General features: G+C 66.2%; 22 protein-coding genes. 14 read left to right on the forward strand and 8 right to left on the reverse strand.

What is annotated here, in order from left to right:
• Positions 1 to 62: 62 nt before the first annotated feature.
• Genes NNX37_RS06355 through NNX37_RS06370 form a run of 4 tightly spaced genes read left to right on the forward strand, consistent with a single transcriptional unit; the run spans position 63 to position 1,826 of the window.
• Positions 63 to 254 carry a DUF2273 domain-containing protein gene (locus tag NNX37_RS06355; protein WP_255791451.1) on the forward strand — a complete coding sequence of 64 codons (192 nt, stop codon included), beginning with the start codon at positions 63 to 65 and terminating at the stop codon, positions 252 to 254.
• Between the two features lie 11 nt (positions 255 to 265).
• Positions 266 to 634 carry a hypothetical protein gene (locus NNX37_RS06360; RefSeq protein WP_255791540.1) on the forward strand — a complete coding sequence of 123 codons (369 nt, stop codon included), beginning with the start codon at positions 266 to 268 and terminating at the stop codon, positions 632 to 634.
• On the forward strand, positions 631 to 1,218 hold the full coding sequence (locus tag NNX37_RS16485; RefSeq protein ID WP_255791452.1) for a DUF6286 domain-containing protein: 588 nt from the start codon (positions 631 to 633) through the stop codon (positions 1,216 to 1,218). The genes NNX37_RS06360 and NNX37_RS16485 overlap by 4 nt, the downstream gene beginning before the upstream one ends.
• A complete protein-coding gene (locus NNX37_RS06370) occupies positions 1,215 to 1,826 on the forward strand; it encodes a hypothetical protein (protein ID WP_255791453.1) in 612 nt (203 codons plus the stop codon). Before NNX37_RS16485 ends, NNX37_RS06370 begins: the two co-directional genes overlap by 4 nt.
• 6 nt (positions 1,827 to 1,832) lie before the next feature.
• On the opposite strand, the gene NNX37_RS06375 is transcribed toward NNX37_RS06370, so the two are convergent.
• The 3 genes from NNX37_RS06375 to nadE all read right to left on the reverse strand — a co-directional run bounded on the left by NNX37_RS06375 (position 1,833) and on the right by nadE (position 4,425).
• A complete protein-coding gene (locus NNX37_RS06375) occupies positions 1,833 to 2,687 on the reverse strand; it encodes a hypothetical protein (RefSeq protein ID WP_227920746.1) in 855 nt (284 codons plus the stop codon).
• A 2-nt stretch (positions 2,688 to 2,689) separates the two neighbouring features.
• Entirely contained in the window at positions 2,690 to 3,493 is an 804-nt protein-coding gene (locus tag NNX37_RS06380; RefSeq protein ID WP_255791454.1) for an exodeoxyribonuclease III, read from the reverse strand.
• 110 nt (positions 3,494 to 3,603) lie between these two features.
• Positions 3,604 to 4,425, reverse strand: coding sequence for an ammonia-dependent NAD(+) synthetase (gene nadE, locus NNX37_RS06385; RefSeq protein ID WP_255791455.1), 822 nt, complete (start codon positions 4,423 to 4,425; stop codon positions 3,604 to 3,606).
• Positions 4,426 to 4,566: 141 nt separating this feature from the next.
• On the opposite strand from nadE, the gene NNX37_RS06390 reads away from it, so the two are divergent.
• The gene (locus NNX37_RS06390; protein WP_255791456.1) at positions 4,567 to 5,364 is read left to right on the forward strand and encodes a DeoR/GlpR family DNA-binding transcription regulator; all 798 of its coding nucleotides are present in this window, start codon (positions 4,567 to 4,569) and stop codon (positions 5,362 to 5,364) included.
• A gap of 75 nt (positions 5,365 to 5,439) precedes the next feature.
• Here NNX37_RS06390 and NNX37_RS06395 read toward each other — a convergent pair whose 3' ends face one another.
• From NNX37_RS06395 to NNX37_RS06405, 3 genes are read right to left on the reverse strand one after another with little or no spacing between them, the layout of a single operon-like run.
• The gene (locus tag NNX37_RS06395; RefSeq protein WP_255791457.1) at positions 5,440 to 5,901 is read right to left on the reverse strand and encodes a PTS sugar transporter subunit IIA; all 462 of its coding nucleotides are present in this window, start codon (positions 5,899 to 5,901) and stop codon (positions 5,440 to 5,442) included.
• Positions 5,898 to 7,376, reverse strand: a complete 1,479-nt coding sequence (locus tag NNX37_RS06400; RefSeq protein WP_255791458.1) for a PTS fructose transporter subunit IIC — start codon at positions 7,374 to 7,376, stop codon at positions 5,898 to 5,900. Before NNX37_RS06400 ends, NNX37_RS06395 begins: the two co-directional genes overlap by 4 nt.
• A gap of 8 nt (positions 7,377 to 7,384) precedes the next feature.
• Positions 7,385 to 8,410: a 1-phosphofructokinase family hexose kinase gene (locus NNX37_RS06405; RefSeq protein ID WP_255791459.1), complete on the reverse strand. Its 1,026-nt coding sequence runs from the start codon at positions 8,408 to 8,410 to the stop codon at positions 7,385 to 7,387.
• A gap of 129 nt (positions 8,411 to 8,539) precedes the next feature.
• On the opposite strand from NNX37_RS06405, the gene NNX37_RS06410 reads away from it, so the two are divergent.
• From NNX37_RS06410 to NNX37_RS06430, 5 genes are all read left to right on the forward strand, one after another.
• A complete protein-coding gene (locus tag NNX37_RS06410) occupies positions 8,540 to 9,391 on the forward strand; it encodes a class II fructose-bisphosphate aldolase (protein WP_255791460.1) in 852 nt (283 codons plus the stop codon).
• Between the two features lie 38 nt (positions 9,392 to 9,429).
• Positions 9,430 to 11,190, forward strand: a complete 1,761-nt coding sequence (gene ptsP, locus NNX37_RS06415) for a phosphoenolpyruvate--protein phosphotransferase (protein WP_255791461.1) — start codon at positions 9,430 to 9,432, stop codon at positions 11,188 to 11,190.
• A gap of 28 nt (positions 11,191 to 11,218) precedes the next feature.
• The gene (locus NNX37_RS06420) at positions 11,219 to 11,497 is read left to right on the forward strand and encodes an HPr family phosphocarrier protein (RefSeq protein WP_255791463.1); all 279 of its coding nucleotides are present in this window, start codon (positions 11,219 to 11,221) and stop codon (positions 11,495 to 11,497) included.
• A 65-nt stretch (positions 11,498 to 11,562) separates the two neighbouring features.
• A complete protein-coding gene (pyrE, locus tag NNX37_RS06425; RefSeq protein ID WP_255791464.1) occupies positions 11,563 to 12,132 on the forward strand; it encodes an orotate phosphoribosyltransferase in 570 nt (189 codons plus the stop codon).
• A gap of 67 nt (positions 12,133 to 12,199) precedes the next feature.
• Positions 12,200 to 13,168 (forward strand): alpha/beta fold hydrolase, encoded by a 969-nt coding sequence (locus NNX37_RS06430; protein ID WP_255791465.1) that lies wholly within the window; start codon positions 12,200 to 12,202, stop codon positions 13,166 to 13,168.
• 27 nt (positions 13,169 to 13,195) lie between these two features.
• On the opposite strand, the gene NNX37_RS06435 is transcribed toward NNX37_RS06430, so the two are convergent.
• Positions 13,196 to 13,948, reverse strand: a complete 753-nt coding sequence (locus tag NNX37_RS06435) for an HAD-IIA family hydrolase (RefSeq protein ID WP_230025572.1) — start codon at positions 13,946 to 13,948, stop codon at positions 13,196 to 13,198.
• A gap of 159 nt (positions 13,949 to 14,107) precedes the next feature.
• On the opposite strand from NNX37_RS06435, the gene NNX37_RS06440 reads away from it, so the two are divergent.
• The 4 genes from NNX37_RS06440 to NNX37_RS06455 all read left to right on the forward strand — a co-directional run bounded on the left by NNX37_RS06440 (position 14,108) and on the right by NNX37_RS06455 (position 17,138).
• Positions 14,108 to 14,776: a TrmH family RNA methyltransferase gene (locus NNX37_RS06440; RefSeq protein WP_255791541.1), complete on the forward strand. Its 669-nt coding sequence runs from the start codon at positions 14,108 to 14,110 to the stop codon at positions 14,774 to 14,776.
• A 126-nt stretch (positions 14,777 to 14,902) separates the two neighbouring features.
• Entirely contained in the window at positions 14,903 to 15,922 is a 1,020-nt protein-coding gene (fbaA, locus tag NNX37_RS06445) for a class II fructose-bisphosphate aldolase (protein ID WP_255791466.1), read from the forward strand.
• Positions 15,922 to 16,344, forward strand: coding sequence for a DUF3151 domain-containing protein (locus tag NNX37_RS06450; protein WP_255791467.1), 423 nt, complete (start codon positions 15,922 to 15,924; stop codon positions 16,342 to 16,344). Before fbaA ends, NNX37_RS06450 begins: the two co-directional genes overlap by 1 nt.
• Positions 16,345 to 16,514: 170 nt before the next feature.
• Positions 16,515 to 17,138 (forward strand): GyrI-like domain-containing protein, encoded by a 624-nt coding sequence (locus NNX37_RS06455; protein ID WP_255791468.1) that lies wholly within the window; start codon positions 16,515 to 16,517, stop codon positions 17,136 to 17,138.
• A 36-nt stretch (positions 17,139 to 17,174) separates the two neighbouring features.
• Here the strand turns inward: NNX37_RS06455 and NNX37_RS06460 are convergent, their stop codons facing one another.
• Complete coding sequence (locus tag NNX37_RS06460) at positions 17,175 to 17,894, reverse strand: class F sortase (protein WP_255791469.1); 720 nt, start codon at positions 17,892 to 17,894, stop codon at positions 17,175 to 17,177.
• Positions 17,895 to 17,898 lie beyond the last annotated feature (4 nt).

The raw sequence follows: 17,898 nt of genomic DNA on the forward strand, positions 1-17,898 counted from the left end.
TCCCCGCGGGACGCACAGGTTACGGGCAGGGAAGCTACGGGGCAGGGAATAAGGCAGGGGAAATGAAACCAACAGTGGTGGGAATGGCAATCGGAGCCGTACTGGCTTTCGCCGCACTGATATTCGACTTCTGGGGCTTTCTGCTGACCGCCCTGTTCATTGCAGTTGGAGCGCTGCTGGGCCGCGCTGCGGAGGGCAAGATCGACTTCCGCACCGTTTCCGATGCGCTGACCGGCCGCCGCTCCTCTTCGTGAGCACCGCTTCAATGGCCAAGGCGGCGGTGGTCCGTGCGGACCTGGCCGGACACAACCGGATCAGCACCCAGGCGCTGACCAGCACCGCCAAGGCCGCCGCGTCCGAATACTTCGGTGTCCCCGCCGCCCAGGTGCGCGTCCAATGGACCGATGACCACGGGCTGCTGGCACTCTCGGTATCCCTGCCCATCGCCCTGCCGCCGCTGCAGGCACTCACCGAGGCCATGCTGCACCGCGCCGGGGGCAGTGTCTGGGACCGGGCGCATGCGGCCAAACCGGTGCTGCTCGAGCGGGTCGCCGAGCTTACCGGCTCCCGGCTGTCCCGCGTGGATATCCGCATTACCGGCGCCCTGCCGGCCGAGGGCAGGCGGGTGCAGTGAAGCAGGCGGACCAGGAGGTAACCGGCAGGATTGTCCGACGCGAAACCCATTCGGCCCGCACTGCCGCCGCGGCCGTCGCCGCCGTTTTCGGTATCCTCTTTTTTGCCTACGTCCTGCTGGAATCCGTGCTGCAGGCGCTGGGGGAGAAGCCGTGGCTGATTGATCCGCCGACCTTCGGCCGGTGGCTTGCCGATCTGCCGGCGGACGTGGATCCCGTGATTCTGGGGCTGTCCGGGACGCTGATCTTCCTCGCCGGGCTGCTGTTCTTCCTGCCCGCAGTGCTGCCGGGCCGCCGCGCCCGCTACTCGCTGCCCAACCCGCGTGCCGCCGTCGTTGTGGACGGCGAGGTGCTCGCGGCGTCGCTGGCCCGGTGCGCCCGGATGCGGGCCGGCGTCACACCGCAGCAGGTGCTGGTGACAGTGGGGCGAACCGTGGTGGAGGTGCAGATCCGCCCGACGTCGGGCACTCCGGTGGACGCCGAGGCCGTACGGTCCGCTGTGGAGGACGAGCTGCTGCTGACCAGCCTGGACCCGCAGCCGGCCGTCCGGGTGCGGGTTGCCGAAGCCGGGGTGATTGGACAGTGAATGCCACCCCGCGGGCACTGAACCGCTTCCTGCTGGGCCTGCTCGGGCTGGTGCTGATGTGCATCGGCGCCGGGCTGGCGCTCATTTCCGCCTGGCCCGCTGCCGCGCGGACCTGGAACGGGATCGCCGCCGACGCCGGGAGCGGCGTCGCCTCTGCCCTGTCCGCCTCGGCACTGCCCGGCGGCAGCGGCAGCTGGATCTGGGTGGGGCTTGCCCTGCTCAGTTTCCTGGGCATTGTGCTGATGGCAGTGTGGATGGCGGGCCAGGGCGGTGGCCGGACGGGAACACTTGTCTCCGAATACGACGACGACGGCGCTCCCGGCCGGGTGGCGATCAGCGGAACCGTGGCCGAGCAGGCCCTGCGCAATGCCCTCCGCGAGAACCCGGATGTGGCGGCCTCTGCCGTGAGCACCTACTCCGTGAAGGGGCGCAGCGCCCTGCGGGTGCGGATCACCCCGCGCCAGGGTGCTGCTCCGCATCTGGTTGCCGCCGACGCCACCGCCCTGGTGGAAACCCTGGACGCCGTGCTCGGGCACCAGATCCCGGTGCTGCTGAGCCTGGAGGCCGGACGGCGGCTGCGCTTCAACCGGGAGGACCGGGTCCGCTAGCTCTGCCTAGGAGGCCCGGGCCAGCTGCCGGATCGGAATCCAGCGCGAGGCCAGCCGCCGGTACGCGGCGGCAGCGCCGGTCATGTCGCCGTCGGCCAGCGACTCGATGCCCAGCCGCACATCGGAGGGGGAGTCGTCCGGGAACACCAGGTCCGCCACCGGGCCGTAGTCCAGTTCCAGCACGGCATCCGGATCGAAAACTTCCAGCCAGGCGGTCAGTTCGGCCAGCTCATCCAGCAGGTCCAGCTCGGGGGCGGCCATCGCCAGGGCAGCCGAGGCGGCACGGGCGCGGTCGATGCACTGCAGCACCGGGGCGGACAGCCGCACGGTCTGGACATGGCCGTCGTCCTCCACCACCTCGGTATGGTCCTCCTCATGCAGCAGGACGAACCAGCCGAAGGGCACGCCCCAGGTGGCGGAGCGGGTGTGCAGCTTCGCCAGCGAATCCGCAAAGGAATCCGGATCCAGCCGTGCGGCGTGCGCTTCGCGGGCTACTTCCGGAACCAGCACGTCCACCAGCGGACCGCGGATGGACTCGCCCAGGGATTCCGCCGCCAGGGAGGTGCGCACCGCCAGCTGGTTCGGGCAGTACAGCCGGTTGGTGACCCCTTCCTGCGCGGGGTAATGCAGCACGCGGACCAGGTCCGTGGCATTGTGCGGGAACGGGTCCGACACCACCCGGACCAGCCGGCGGACGGCGTCGGTGCGTTCCAGGACCTCGGTTTCGTGGCGTCCGCGGGCGCGCTGCTCCATGATGGCCAGCTGCTGGTGATCATCAAAGGCGTCCAGCGGCTCGTAGACGCGCAGGTAGGAGACAAACGGAAAGGTGCGGTACAGCGACTGCTGCGGATGCCGCGCCACGGCTAGTCCAGTTCCACAATCACGGGGGCATGGTCCGAAGCGCCCTTGCCCTTGCGCTCTTCCCGGTCGATCACGGCGCCGGTGACCCGCTGGGCCAGGGCGGGGGAGCCCAGGACAAAGTCGATGCGCATGCCCTGGCGCTTCGGGAACCGCAGCTGCGTGTAGTCCCAGTACGTGTAGACGCCGGGGCCGGGATGGAACGGGCGGACGACGTCGACGAATCCGGCGTCGAGGAATTCCGAGAATGCCTGGCGCTCGGGATCGGTGACATGCGTGGCGTTCTGGGCGCGGAACCAGTCGATGTCCCACACATCGTCATCCTGCGGGGCGATGTTCCAGTCACCCATCAGGGCCAGTTCCAGGGACGGGTTCTCGGTGATCCACTCGGCGGCGTGGTTCTTGAGCGTCTTGAGCCACTGCAGCTTGTACGGCATGTGCGGATCATCCACGGCACGGCCGTTGGGCACGTACAGGCTCCACACGCGGACGCCGCCGCAGGTGGCACCGATGGCACGGGCCTCGGCCACGGTGGTGTCCTCGGTCTTGCCGAACATCGGCTGGTCCGGGAAGGTGCGTTCGACGTCGTCGAGCCCCACGCGGGAGGCAATCGCCACGCCGTTCCACTGGCTCAGCCCGAAGTGCGCCACCTCGTAGCCGTTCTTCTCGAACAGTTCCCAAGGGAAATTGTCGTCCTTCGCCTTGGTTTCCTGAATGGCCAGGACGTCGACGTCGGAGCGCTGCAGCCAGGCCTCAATGCGGTCGGCTCGGGCGCGGATGGAGTTCACGTTCCAGGTAGCTATCTTCACACTGCTACGTTACCGAATCCGGTCCGCCTCCACACTGCGCACTGCCGCGGCGGCGCTGCGGACGGTCACGGCGGGCCGTCCGCAGCGGGGCAGCCGATCAGCGACCGGCGCTATTTCCACCAGGTGTCGGAAACAGTGACCGGTATGGTGCGCTTGTGCCGGGTCATCACAAAGCGGGCCTCGATCTTTTCGGCGTCTTCGGCGGGGGTGTCCTCGCCTTCCAGATAGCCGTCGATGGTGTCGTAGCTCAGGCCCAGCTCGGTTTCGTCGGTCTGGCCGGGCCTGTCATCGAGCAGATCGGCGGTGGGGGCCTTGGCGATGAGCTTTTCGGGGGCGCCGAGTTCGGCCAGCAGTGCCCGGTTCTGGCGTTTGTCCAGACCGGAGAGGGGCAGGAGGTCCGCGCCGCCGTCGCCGAACTTCGTAAAGAAACCCGTGACGGATTCCGCGGCGTGATCGGTGCCGATCACCAGCAGGTTGTGCTGGCCGGCCACCGCGTACTGTGCGGTCATGCGCACCCGGGCCTTGATGTTGCCCTTGTTGAAGTCGGTGATCTTCTCGCCGGTCATCTTTACGTATTCGGCCTCGAAGCCGTCCACTGCCGGGCCGACGTTGTAGACCAGGGACTCGGACGGGGCAATGAACTCGAGGGCGGCCTGGGCGTCCGCTTCGTCGTGCTGGACGTTGTAGGGCAGCCGCAGGGCAATGAACTGCGCCTGGGTACCTTCGGCCTTCAGCTCGTCCACGGCGAGCTGGGCAAGCTTGCCCGCGAGCGTGGAATCCACTCCGCCGCTGATGCCCAGAACATAACCCCCGGCATGCGAAGCGTGCAGATAGTCCTTGAGGAAGTCCACCCGGCGGCGGATTTCCGCTGCCGCATCAATAGTGGGCTGAACTCCCAGTTCGGCAATGATTTCCTCTTGTAGTTTCCGCATGGACCACAGCCTATATCCGTCTGCTGCGCCGTGCCTGGCATGCTATACAAGACGAAGGGCAGGTAATTCCCGGGAAAGGCGGCCGCCGGAGCCGTGGATGACCGTCCGGCAGTAGCACGTCCGGTATGAAGGAGTACGAAAATGGCCACGGCCTCTGATGAAGATGCGGTGGCACGCGCAGCTTACGCCGTTCAGCGGCACCAGCAGATCCTGCTCAAGCTGCGTGCCGAACAGCGCGTCGATACCGCGGAGCTTGCCGCAGCCTTTGGTGTCAGCGGCGAAAGTATCCGCAAGGATCTGATTCACCTTGAGCGTCACGGACAGCTCAAGCGGGTCCACGGCGGAGCCATTCCAGCCGACACCCTGTCTTTCGAGCCTGCCGTTTCGGCACGCACGGAGTATTCAACCGAGAAGGGCAGAATTGCCCGGGCGGCCCTGGAGTACCTTCCGCATCAAGGGGCGGTGCTTATTGAAGCGGGATCCACGACCGAAAAACTGGCCGAGACCTTTCCCGGCGACCGGGAACTGACGGTTTTCACCAATGCCCTGCCCATTGCCTTGGCTCTCGTGAACCGGCCGCTGCTGACGGTGTTCACCCTCGGGGGCAGGCTGCGGAGCCGGACGCTCGCCGAAGTTGACGAATGGGCGCTGCGGTCGCTGGCCGAGATGAACGCCGATGTGGCCTTCCTGGGGACCAACGGCATCAGTATCGAGCGCGGACTCACGACGCCGGACGCTGCCGAGGCCCATATCAAGCGGGCCATGCTCTCAAGCGCCCGCCGCCGCATCTTCCTGTCCGACCACAGCAAAATCAATGTCGTTAGTACGGTCCAGCATGCAACCTTGTCCAGCATCGACGTGCTCATCACCGACACCGGCATTGCCAACAAGGATCTCAAGGCCCTGCGGGCCGCAGGCGTGCAGGTCGAGTGCGTGTAACGCCTGATAACACGCAGAAGGGGCGCCCCGCTGGTTGCGGAGCGCCCCTTCTGTGTTCAGCTGTCCGTGCCGGATTTAGCTTCCGGCCAGGACATGCTGGCTGAGCAGGTCGATCACGGCATCCGGGGTGGCGGCGGCCAGGAGCTCAGCCCGAACCGCGGGTTTGATGAGCGTGCGGGCAACCTGTGAGAGGAGCGTCAGGTGGGTGGTGCCGGCCTCGCCCTCCGGAATGAGGAGCGCAATTGCCATAATGATGGGCTTTTCGTCCAGGCTTTCCCATTCGACGCTGTCGCGCAGACGCACCACAATCAAAGCTGCATTATCGATGGCTGAAGACTTGGCGTGGGGGATGGCGATGCCGTCCATCAGTCCGGTGGTGCCCTGCTGTTCGCGGGCCTCCAGGCCGGCCACCACGGCCGCGGCGTCGGCCGTCACGCCGAGTTCCACTGCCTTCGCCGCGATGAGGCTGAACACCTCCGCCCGGGAGGCTGCTGCGGCGTCGAGGGTGACGTTTTCGGGAGCGAGAATGGTGCTCATACAAGAACTTCCTTTTCGTTTTCTACAGAGGGCTGCAGTTGCTGTTTTTCGGTCCGGCGCTGCATCGCGTACCCGTAGGCGAGTCCGCCCAGGACGGAGCCGACCAGGATGGCCCCGACCCACTGCAGGCCGTTGGTCACCACCGGAAGCACGAGGAATCCGCCGTGCGGTGCCGGGACCTGGACCTGGAACAGGAACGTCAGGATGGCGGATACCGCGGAGGAGGCCATCAGGATCGGGATGACGAGCAGCGGGTTGCGTGCCGCGAACGGAATGGCGCCTTCGGTGATGTGGGTGGCGCCGAGGGCGAAGTTCACATAGGCAGCGTCGCGGGTTTTCGGGTCAAAGGCCTTGCGGAAGAAGAGTGCTGCGAAGCCGGTGACCAGCGGAGGGGTGATGCAGGCAGCGGAGACGGCGGCCATAAAGAAGAAGTTGCCGTCGCCGAGGAGTGCGACGCCGGTGACGTAGGCGGCTTTGTTGACGGGACCGCCCATGTCGAAGGCGCACATGGCACCGATGATCAGGCCCAGAAGGATCGGGTTCGAGTCCTGGAAGCCGGAAAGGAAATCCTGGAGGGAAGTGTTGATGCCCTTCATCGGCGACGCGATCAGGTAGGTAATGGACCCGAAGATGAACGTCCCCAGTACGGGGAAGATGAAGATGGCCTTCAGTCCGGCCAGCGCCCGCGGAAGCCTGTCGAGCAGTTTTGCCAGCAGCAGCATGCCGTAACCGGAGAGGAAGCCGGTGACAATGCCGCCGAGGAAGCCGGTGCCGCCGTTTGAGGCAATCAGGCCGGTGATCAGGCCCACCACCAGGGCAGGGCGCTTGCCGATGGAATCAGCGATGAAGGCGGAGAGGACCGGCACCATCAGGCCCATGGCGGTTCCGCCGATGGTCTTGAGCATGGCGGCAAATTCGTTGTACTGCTCGGGGTGCTCGGGATCTGCCGAGTAGATTCCCCAGAGGAAGGAAAGCGCTACCAGTACGCCGCCGCCGACGACAAACGGCAGCATGTAGGAAACACCGTTCATCAGGTGCTTGTAGAGATCCCGGGCCTGGAACTTCCCGCCGCTCGCCACACGGGTGTCGCCGAAGAGGCCGTTGTCCTCGGTTTCTTCGGGCTCCACGGGAGTGGCGGGTGCGGCCTGCTTCCCGCGGACGGGAGCGGTGCCGTTGATGATTTCCTGGATCAGCGCGTCCGGCCTGCTGATGCCGGCCTTGACGCCGACGTCGACCACGCGTTTCCCGTCAAAACGTGAGGGGTTCACGTCCTTGTCGGCTGCGATGATCACGCCGTCTGCGGCTGCAATTTCCGCTGCGGTCAGGGCATTTTCAATTCCCACCTGACCGTGGGTCTCAACTTTGATGCTGACCCCGAGGCGTTCGGCGGCCTGCATGAGGGCCTCTTGGGCCATGAACGTGTGCGCGATACCAGTGGGGCAACCGGTGGCGGCAACGATGGAGATGGGTGCCATGTCTTTCCTTAAATGTTGGCCGCGACGGTGCGGTGGGTCGGTTGGATAGGTGAAGTGTCTGTGCCCAGGGAAGGTTCCGTGAGCCGGGTAGCGGAGTCGAAATCTGCACTGACGGTGATTTTTCCAGCAATGGAAGGATCTACTTCGAAAAGTGTCGTTTCATGTCCGACGGCGGAGGAGGAATAGACGAGCGCGCTGCGCAGGCAGGCTTCACGGTCGCCGCCGGCTGCCCGGCCGGCGAGGTATCCGGCCAGTGCCGCATCCCCCGCCCCCACGGTGTTGACTGCAGTGATGCCATCGGCTCGGCCGTAAAGGGCGCCGTCGCGGTCAACCAGCATCATCCCGTCGGCTCCAAGACTTGCGAGGACCGTAGGGAGCCCCCGTTCCCGCAGATCCTGCGCCGCGGCAGCAACGTCGCCCAGGGTTACGATGCTGCGGCCCGCTTCATGGGCCAGTTCATGCACATTGGGTTTGATGAGGTCGGGATGTTCGGTGATGGCCGCGCTGAGGACCGCGCCGGAGGCGTCCACGATGGTGGGCACCCCCAGCTCCCGTCCCAGCCGGATCAAGTCCCGGTGGAAGTGGTCCGGGGTGCCCGGTGGAAGGCTGCCGCAAATGGCCATCATGACGGTCCCGCCCTCACTCAGTGCCTGTTCCAGGGTGGTCCTGCAGGTGGAGAGGACCTGGTCAAGGATGTTGCCGGGAAGCTCAATGCCGGTTTCGTTGATCTTGGTTCCGGAATGTCCCGGCACGAGCAGGGTGATATTCGTCCGGACGTCGCGGCCCGAATCCACGCTGGCAATCCGGATATCCTGCGCCTGGAGTTCGGCCACCATGAAGCGGCCGGTTTCCTTTCCTGCCGGAAACACCGCCACGGTGTCCACCCCGTTCCGGTGAAGGGCAACGGAGACATTGATTCCCTTGCCGCTGGCCTCCCGGGTTTTGGACGCCACTATGTTGACCGCGGCGAATTCAAACGAATTCACGTTGACGGTCCAGTCAATCGAGGGGCTGGGGGTAACCGTTACTATCACGCTGGCTCCACTTCAATTGGTCGGAGTCCTGAAGGAAAGATGTTGGCATTGCATGGACATACTTGCGCTTTCTTGGATTTGTGTCAACATCTTAGGTGAGTTGGATCACCGCTTGCCTAGGAGGCCGCAATGCCGCTTGTCCCCACCGGAGACCTCGTCGAACAGGCGCGGCTCGCCGGCCGCGCGGTCGCCGCATTTAACGTCATTACGCTCGAGCACGCCGAAGGCATCGCTCTGGGAGCGGAGCGTGCCGGGCTGCCGGTCATCCTGCAGCTGAGCGAGAACGCGGTGCGGTTCCACGGTTCCCCCCATGCCATCGCGGCGGCGAGCGCTGCCGTGGCCCGGAATTCCACGTCGGACATTTCGCTGCACCTGGACCACATCACGGACATGTCGCTTCTGCAGATGGCTCCGGAGCTGGACGTCAGTTCCGTGATGTATGACGGCTCCGACTTCGGCTATGCCGAGAACGTCCGCCACACACGCGAGGCTGCCGACTGGGGACGGGCGCGGGGCATCTGGATTGAGGCGGAACTGGGCAAGGTGGGGGGAAAGGACGGTGCGCATGCCCCCGGCGTCCGGACGGACCCCGAGGAAGCCCTGCAGTTCGTCGACGCCACGGGAGTAGCCGCCCTGGCGGTGGCCGTAGGTTCGAGCCACGCCATGACTTCCAAATCCGCGTCCCTGGACCATGCCCTGATCCGGGAGCTGAGCTCTACGCTGCCCGTACCCCTGGTCCTTCACGGCTCCTCAGGCGTGCCGGACGGAGAACTGACCCTGGCTGCCCAGGCGGGCATGGTCAAGATCAATGTCGGCACTGCGCTGAATATCGCCTATACCTCAGCCACCCGCCGGTTCCTGGACGAAAACCCCTCCATCGTCGATCCCCGGAAATACATCGCCCCTTCCCGCGACGCCGTGGCCGACACCGTGGAACGCACCCTGCAGATCCTTGCCGGCGCGGCAGCCATCACTCTCTAGACCTCCGCCCGGCGTGGCACCTCACCAAAGGACATCCTGTGCTTGAAACCAGTTCGTACCCCACCGTCCCGGCCGACACTTCGCGGGAACCAACCTATGCGGGGGTCGGCGTCGTCCCCGGGCGCATCCTTGGGCGCGTCCGCAAGATGCCGAAAGCGGTGCAGGAACCGGCCGCCGACGGGCAGTCACCTGCCGGGGAAACCCTGGAATCACAGGGGCAGCGCATCAAGGACGCAACGAAGGCCGTTCAGGCCCAACTGCGCGCCCGGGCCGCAGCTGCCAGCGGTGAAGCGAAGGAAATCCTGGAAGCAACCGCACTGATGGCCACCGATCCCATGCTGGTCAAATCGGCCATCAAGCTGCTTTCCCCCGCGGCTCAGGGCGGCGCGCGCACGCCTGAGCGTGCCGTCTGGGAAGCCGGCACCGGGGTTGCGCAGACACTTGAGGCACTGGGCGGTTATATGGCTGAACGCGTCTCCGACATCCTGGACGTGCGCGCCCGGATCGTCTGTGAACTGCGCGGCCTGCCGGCCCCGGGGATACCGCACTCGGAGGAGCCGTTCATCCTGGTCGCCGAGGATCTGGCGCCGGCCGATACCGCCACGCTGGACCCGGAGAAGGTCATTGCGCTCGTGACCTCGAGCGGCGGCCCCCAGTCGCACACCGCAATCCTGGCGCGCGCCCTCGGCCTTCCGGCCGTCGTGGCGGCTTCCGGCGTCCACAACATTGCCGACGGCACGGAGATCTACGTCGACGGCGCTGCCGGTACGGTCACCATTGCTCCCGGTGACGAACTCAGGAACGCGGCAAAAGCCTGGGCCGCCTCAGCCACTTCGCTGGCGGTATTCAGCGGAAACAACACCATGGCCGACGGCTTCCATCTTCCACTGCTGGCCAATGTGGGCACCGCTGCCGATGCGGTCCAGGCAGCCGCGGCGGGGGCGGAAGGGGTGGGCCTGCTCCGTACCGAGTTCTGTTTCCTGAACCGGGACACCGAACCCACGGTCGAGGAGCAGATAGAGGCATACGGCGGAGTATTTGCCGCCTTCCCCGGCAGGAAAGTCGTGGTCCGCACGCTGGATGCGGGCGCAGATAAGCCGTTGCCGTTCCTGACCAACCTGGAGGAACCCAACCCTGCACTGGGCGTCCGCGGCTACCGCACCAATTCGGCTTCACCGGGGGTTCTGGAGCGCCAGCTGCAGGCCATTGCCTCGGCCGCGGCAGTTCACAGCAGCGACGTCTGGGTGATGGCGCCCATGGTTTCAACGGCGGAAGAAGCGGCGGTCTTCGCTTCCCTCTGTTCCGCTGCCGGACTCCGGACGCCGGGCATCATGGTGGAGGTCCCGTCGGCTGCACTGATGGCCTCTACGGTCCTGCGCGAGGTGGACTTTGCCTCCATCGGCACCAACGACCTCACCCAATACGCCATGGCGGCGGACCGGCAGCTTGGTCCCCTCGCTCTGCTCAACGATCCGTGGCAGCCGGCAGTGCTGCAGCTCGTCCGCCTCACCGTCGAAGGAGCGGCAGCGGCCGGAGGTGCCGCCGGAACACCTAAAAGCGTGGGAGTCTGCGGCGAGGCCGCCGCGGACCCCGCCCTCGCCGTCGTACTGGTCGGGCTGGGTGTCACCAGCCTTTCCATGAGCCCGCGGGCACTGGGACCCGTCGGCGCCGTGCTGGGCAGTGTGTCCATGGCCCGGACCCGGGAACTGGCGGCAGCGGCGCTGGCGGCACCCAGCGCTGCGGCTGCCCGGGAGGCGGTCCGTGCCGCCCTGCCGCTCCTGGCTGAGCTAGGTTTGTAGATTCAGCTTTACCGATTCAAGGAGAACCATGTCTGAACGTATTGTCACCGTTGCCAGCCGTGCAGGCCTGCACGCCCGCCCCGCAGCCATTTTCACCGAGGCCGCGCAGAACACCGGAATCGAGGTCACGGTGGGGCGGCAGGGCGAGCCGGCGGAGGAGGCCATGGACGCGTCGAGCATCCTGTCCCTCATGGCCTTGGGTGCAGCCCACGGCGAGGTGCTCGTACTACGTGCCGAGGGCGTAGGCGCCGACGAAGCCCTGGACCTGCTGGCCAAGATCGTCGAAACCGATCACGACGCCGGATAGCCGCCCCGGCGTCGCAAACGGTCCCAAAGAGCTGTCCGTCATGGCTCCGTCGCTAGGATTGAGCCATGACATCGCCCGCGATTGCCCCGTCCCGCGCCCGGCTGCTCGAACTGATCATGGAGCTGGCGGTGGTGCGCGGCAACGTGGTGCTTTCCTCCGGCGCCGAGGCGGACTACTACATTGACCTGCGCCGCGTCACGCTGCAGCACGAAGCGTCGGTGCTGGTCGGCGACGTGATGCTGGACCTGCTGGACGGTGCGGGCATTGAGTTCACCAACGCGGGCGGACTGACCATGGGTGCGGACCCGGTGGGCACTGCCGTGATGCATGCGGCCACCCGTACCGACCGCGCCGTGGACGCCTTTGTGGTGCGCAAGGCGCAGAAGTCCTACGGCATGGGCCGGCAGGTGGAAGGCCCCGACGTTGCCGGGCGCAACGTAGTGGTCCTGGAAGACACCTCCACCACCGGCGGATCGGCGCTGGCCGCCGTCGAGGGTGTGCGCCAAGCGGGAGGCAACGTGGTGGCCGTGGCAGTGATTGTGGACCGGGACACCGGCGCCAAGGAGCGGATCGAGGCCGAGGCCGGCGTTCCCTACCTGTTCGCGTTTGGCAAGGATGAACTCGGCCTCGAATAGCCGTAGCTACGGCGGCACCGGCCCGGCGGGACCGGAAGCACCTGATCCGCGGGAACTCCTTCGGACCGTGTCAGACCTGCGCCGGGTATCCCGGCGCCGCTTCCTGGCCGGCTCACTCGCCGGAATCGTGCTCAGCACCGACCTGGTGGCAACCGACCGGATCCAGCGCTACCGGGAGGAGCTGGAGGTCCTCCAAGTGCCGGACGACGACGCCGACCGCCGGTTCCCGCATGCCATGTGGTTCCTGTTCCCCGGTTACAAAACCAGCTGGGAGGAAACCCGCTGGCTGCTGCGCTCCCTGCGCCCGGCACTGGCCACGCGGGGGCGGCTGGCCGGAATCGGATATTCGAACCGAGGCCTGAACGTTCCGGAAATTCTCGATGCGGTGCACGCAGCCATCCGGGAACACTCCCTGAAGCGCGTCTACTTTTACGGGCACAGCTTTGGCGGGATGCTGGCGGTACAGGTGGCCGCCGGATTGGCCAGCCGGGGCGTCGCCGTCGACCTGATTGTCCTGGACTCCAGCCCGTCCGGGCGGAAGGCTGTACGCGACCAGGCCATGTTCAAGGGTGCGGTGTTCCTGTTCGACAACGGCTACCGGATCACCACCGGGCTGCGCGGCGGCTACGAACTGGGCGAACGCGTGCTGCATAAGAACGAACGGTCCTGGCGGACGGTCGCGGAACAGACCCTGGAACAGCTGTCCCCCCTGGCCCCGTCCAGCCGGCTCATCCAGTCCCAGGCGTCCTACATCTATCACTTCACGGCACCGCGCTTTTCGGGAACGCTGGGCCGGACAAAGATGGCGTTCATCGGGAACCCTGCGGACACAACGGTGGACTATGCCACCGCCCGGGCCGGCTGGGAAGCGGCGTTCGGGGACATCCTGCTGACGAGTTCACTGGTCACCGAGGGTGCCCTTCCGGCCCACGCCAGCCCGCAGTGGAACCCGGCCGTCTATGAGGACGTGGTGCTGGAGGTGCTGCGGCTCTTCGACCCGCCCGGATCCGCAGGCGGACTCCGGCCGGAGGAATGACCCTTCCGGCCGGGACGCCGCGAGGGATCAGATGGTGTTGATCAGGTCCGCCACCGAGTTCATGATCTGCGTGGGCCGGAAGGGATACCGGTTGATGTCCTCCCGCTGGGTGATCCCGCTGAGGACCAGCACGGTATGCAGTCCCGCCTCAATGCCGGCCACAATGTCGGTGTCCATCCGGTCACCGATCATGGCGGTGGTTTCCGAGTGGGCGTCGATCTTGCGCATGGCGGAGCGGAACATCATCGGGTTCGGCTTGCCCACGATGTAGGGCTCCATTTTGGTGGCCGCGGTGATCAGTGCCGCAATGGCGCCGGTGGCCGGGAGCGGGCCCTCCTGCGAGGGACCCGTGACGTCCGGGTTGGTGGCGATGAAGCGGGCGCCGTCCAGGATCAGGCGGATGGCCTTGGTGATGGTGCCGAAGGAATAGGTGCGGGTTTCGCCCAGCACCACGTAGTCCGGCGTGGTGTCGGTGAGGATCATGCCGGCCTCGTGCAGCGCCGTCGTCAGGCCGGCCTCGCCCACGACGAAACAGCGGCCGGGGGTGCCGGAGTTCTTTACCTGGTCCTTGAGGAACTCGGCCGTAGCCAGCGCCGAGGTCCACAGGTTTTCCTCCGGCACTTCCAGTCCCGAGGCGCGCAGCCGCGCGGCCAGGTCCCGCGGGGTGTAAATGGAATTGTTGGTCAGCACCAGGAAGCGCTTGGACGTGGACACCCAGCGGTCAATAAGCTCCGCCGCACCGGGGATGGGATGGTTTTCGTGGACCAGCACCCCGTCCATGTCCGTCAGCCAGCATTCAATGTTTTCGTTTTCGCCCACGGTCTCTCATCTCTCGCGTACTTTGCTGCCCTGACGGTCGGTGCCCCGCCGCGGCCCGGACCCGGGCCGGAGGGGCCCGAAGCGGGCGCTGCCAGTCTTTCACCTTAGGCTGGAAGGGTGATAGACAGCCCCTCAGAACTCAGTGATGACACCGCCGATGAAACCACCGCCCCGACGCACCAGGTAGGCGTGGGCCCCTGGGAGGGGCCGCTGCCGGAAGGGGATCACTGGGACCCGGAACTGCTGGCCAACGGCGATGCCCGCAACGTAGTGGATGAGTACCGGTACTGGAAGCATGACGCGATTGTGGCGGACCTGGACACCCGCCGGCATCCGTTCCACGTGGCCATCGAGAACTGGCAGCACGATTTCAACATCGGCACCGTGGTGCGCACCGCCAATGCCTTCATGGCGAAGGAAGTGCACATCATCGGACGACGACGGTGGAACCGCCGCGGCGCCATGGTCACCGACCGCTACCAGCACGTACGCCACCACCCCACGGTGGAGGACTTCGTTCAGTGGGCGCGCAGCGAGGAGCTGCACATCATCGGAATCGACAACTTCCCCGACTCGGTGCCGCTGGAAACCTACGAGCTGCCGGAAAACTGCGTGCTGGTCTTCGGGCAGGAGGGCCCCGGCCTGAGCCCTGAGGTCCACGCCGCCGCGGACGCCACCCTGTCCATTGCCCAGTTCGGTTCCACCCGGTCCATCAATGCCGGTTCCGCTGCGGCCATCGCGATGCACGGCTGGATCCGCCGGCACGTGTTCGGCCAGAAGGTGACCTGAAAAGCGGCTGCCGGAAGCCGCCGTCGTAATCCAGCGGAACCACCTGATGCGGCAGGGACACTTGTGGCTAGGATGTAAGGAGCCAACGAGGGCTGAAGGCCCTGCCGTAACGACCTTGGAGTCAGCATGCCTATTGCAACCCCGGAGATTTATGCCGAGATGATCGACCGTGCCAAGGCAGGGGGCTTCGCGTATCCGGCAGTCAACGTCACTTCCTCGCAGACGCTCAACGCCGCGCTGGCAGGTTTCGCCGAAGCGGGTTCGGACGGGATCGTGCAGGTATCCACCGGCGGCTCCGCCTACTGGTCCGGTGCCTCCGTAAAGAACATGGTCGCCGGCTCCCTCGCGTTCGCTGCATATGCCAAGGAAGTAGCCAAGAGCTACAACGTGAACATTGCGCTGCACACCGACCACTGCCCCAAGGACAAGCTGGACGACTTCGTCCTGCCGCTGCTGGCCGCCTCCGAAGCCGCCGTGAAGCGCGGCGAGGACCCGATCTTCAACTCGCACATGTGGGACGGCTCGGCCGAAACCCTCGAAGACAACCTGCGCATCGCCCAGGAACTGCTGGCCCGCACGGCAGCGGCGAAGATCATCCTCGAGGTGGAAATCGGCACCGTGGGCGGTGAAGAGGACGGCGTGGAAAACGCCATCAACGACAAGCTTTACACCACCGTCCAGGACGGCATGGCCACCATCGAAGCCCTCGGCGACGGCAGCAAGGGCCGCTACATCACCGCCCTGACCTTCGGCAACGTGCACGGCGTGTACAAGCCGGGCGGCGTGAAGCTGCGTCCGGAAATCCTCAAGGAAATCCAGGACGCGGTGGGCGGGTCCATCGGCAAGGACCGCCCGTTCGACCTCGTCTTCCACGGCGGCTCGGGTTCCTCCGCCCAGGAGATCGCCGACGCCGTCTCCTACGGCGTCGTCAAGATGAACATCGACACCGACACCCAGTACGCCTACACGCGTCCGGTGGCGGACCACATGCTGCGCAATTACGACGGCGTACTGAAGGTGGACGGCGAAGTGGGCAACAAGAAGCAGTACGATCCGCGCGTCTGGGGTGCAGCCGCTGAAAAGGGCATGGCCGCCCGCGTGGTGGAAGCAGCACAGAACCTTGGATCGGCAGGTAAGGCACTCTAATGTCAGACGAATTCCGCAAGAACCTCCTCGGCCCCGACGCCACCTACCTGCCGGAGGAGACCGACGTCGTCGCCCGCCTGGAGGCAGGCGACGAACCGGTGGATCTCGCCGCGCAGTTCCCCACCTCCTCGCAGGTGTGGGCGGCGCTCGCGGACGAAGCGTTCGAGGAGGGCCGGAACGTCGAGTCCTACGCCTACGCCCGGGTGGGCTACCACCGCGGACTGGATTCCCTGCGCCGTGCCGGCTGGCGCGGCATCGGCCCCATCCCGTGGTCGCACGTGCCCAACCGCGGCTTCCTGCGCTCGCTGTACGCCCTCGGCCGGGCCGCAGCGGCGATCGGCGAGACCGAGGAAGTGGACCGGATCCGCAAATTCCTCGACGATTCCGATCCCCAGGCCAAGGCAGCCATCGAAGGCCTGTAGGGTCGCAGGTTTACTGACGACGACGGCGGTCCCCGGTTTTGCGGGGGCCGCCGTCGTCTTTTGGCTACCAGGGTTCTTTTCGCTCTTTCGGGCCGTCCGGCGGGACCACACCTCCCCTGGCAGCCCGCCGGCGCCTACGCTGGAAAGCCGGTTGGAAGGGTAGACAGCGCATGGAAAAGTTCGACCTTCAGCGGTCCTATCCGGAACTGTATTCGCCCCGCACCGGCGACTTCACCCTGGTGGATGTGCCGATCATGCATTACCTGGCCGTCGACGGGCACGGCGACCCGAACACTTCTGCCGAATACGGCCATGCTCTCGAGTGCCTGTATCCGGTCGCGTATTCCGTGAAGTTTGCTTCCAAACGCGGGCTGGATGCGGACTTCAAGGTCGGCCCGCTGGAAGGTTTGTGGCGGGCCGAGGACCCGGACGCTTTTATCAGCGGCGACAAAAGCACCTGGGACTGGACCCTGCTCATCGCCCAGCCGGAATGGATCACCTCGGACATGGTGGACACGGCCGTGGCTTCCGTTGCGGCAAAGAAGGAGCTTCCCGGCGTGGAACGGGTGCGGCTGCAGACACTCACGGAGGGTCTTGCGGCGCAGATCCTCTTTGTGGGCCCCTACGACGACGAGGGTCCGGTCCTGGCCCGCCTTCACTCCACGTGGATGCCTGAGCGGCGGCTGACCTTCAACGGCGACCACCACGAGGTGTACCTCAGCGACCCGCGGCGGACGGCTCCGGAGAAACTGCGGACGGTGCTGCGGCAGCCGGTCCGTCCCGAGATTGGTTAAGCGTCATCCCGTGTGCGCAGGGGAAGACCTCGTGATTTACGCCCCGCCGTCCGGAACGAGCTCGGCGTAGACCACGTAATTGTCATCAAAGTGCCCGGTCTTCGGGTCGTAGCCGTCGCAGGTAATCAGGCGCAGTTCCGGGCCGGCGGTATTTCCATACACCTTCTGGGTGGGAAATTCGTCCTTGGGATACTGCTCGCCTCGCAGCACCGCAAAGACCGCTGTGCTGCCGTCCTTCCGGTCAACTTCGATCCGGTCGCCGGGGGAGAGGCGGCGCAGGTCGGCAAAGATCCCCGGGCCGCCGCCTTCGGCATTGACATGGCCCAGCAGCACGGCAGGACCCGTCTCGCCCGGGGTCGGCGAGTGCTCATACCAGCCGGCCGGCGACCCCGGAGCACCGGACGGAACCGTCAAGGCCCCCTGCTCGTCCAGACCCAGCCGGACCAGCTTCGATTGCGCCCCTACGGAGGGGATGTGTAAGGTCTCCGGCACGGATTCCGGCATTCCCGCGGGCTGGTCGTTCGGTGCCGCGGAACCCGCGGCCGGCAGCGAGGACGACGGCGACGGGGCGGGTACCGGCGCGGCGGTTTCGGGGCCGGTTAGTGCGGCGGAATCCGGAACCGAGACGGAGGGGACAGGGGCCGGGGTCAGCGTTGTTGCTGCCGGCCCAATGCTGCTGCCGCCGGCGAGCAGGAGAAATGCGGCCGCCGCAGCCGCACCGAGGCGTCTACGGCGGCCGCTGGGAGTGTTCTTCACGCGG

Origin of the sequence: Arthrobacter zhaoxinii (genome assembly GCF_024385505.1) — a bacterium.
In the GTDB taxonomy this organism is placed as follows: domain Bacteria; phylum Actinomycetota; class Actinomycetes; order Actinomycetales; family Micrococcaceae; genus Arthrobacter_B; species Arthrobacter_B zhaoxinii.

Coding starts and splice junctions, on each gene's coding strand:
- NNX37_RS06390 (WP_255791456.1), top strand. CDS start 4,567: ATGGCCACGGCCTCTGATGAAGATGCGGTGGCACGCGCAGCTTACGCC.
- NNX37_RS06355 (WP_255791451.1), top strand. CDS start 63: ATGAAACCAACAGTGGTGGGAATGGCAATCGGAGCCGTACTGGCTTTC.
- fbaA (WP_255791466.1), top strand. CDS start 14,903: ATGCCTATTGCAACCCCGGAGATTTATGCCGAGATGATCGACCGTGCC.
- NNX37_RS06450 (WP_255791467.1), top strand. CDS start 15,922: ATGTCAGACGAATTCCGCAAGAACCTCCTCGGCCCCGACGCCACCTAC.
- pyrE (WP_255791464.1), top strand. CDS start 11,563: ATGACATCGCCCGCGATTGCCCCGTCCCGCGCCCGGCTGCTCGAACTG.
- NNX37_RS06410 (WP_255791460.1), top strand. CDS start 8,540: ATGCCGCTTGTCCCCACCGGAGACCTCGTCGAACAGGCGCGGCTCGCC.
- nadE (WP_255791455.1), bottom strand. CDS start 4,425: ATGCGGAAACTACAAGAGGAAATCATTGCCGAACTGGGAGTTCAGCCC.
- NNX37_RS06400 (WP_255791458.1), bottom strand. CDS start 7,376: ATGGCACCCATCTCCATCGTTGCCGCCACCGGTTGCCCCACTGGTATC.
- NNX37_RS06455 (WP_255791468.1), top strand. CDS start 16,515: ATGGAAAAGTTCGACCTTCAGCGGTCCTATCCGGAACTGTATTCGCCC.
- NNX37_RS06435 (WP_230025572.1), bottom strand. CDS start 13,948: ATGGACGGGGTGCTGGTCCACGAAAACCATCCCATCCCCGGTGCGGCG.
- NNX37_RS06420 (WP_255791463.1), top strand. CDS start 11,219: ATGTCTGAACGTATTGTCACCGTTGCCAGCCGTGCAGGCCTGCACGCC.
- NNX37_RS06395 (WP_255791457.1), bottom strand. CDS start 5,901: ATGAGCACCATTCTCGCTCCCGAAAACGTCACCCTCGACGCCGCAGCA.
- NNX37_RS06360 (WP_255791540.1), top strand. CDS start 266: ATGGCCAAGGCGGCGGTGGTCCGTGCGGACCTGGCCGGACACAACCGG.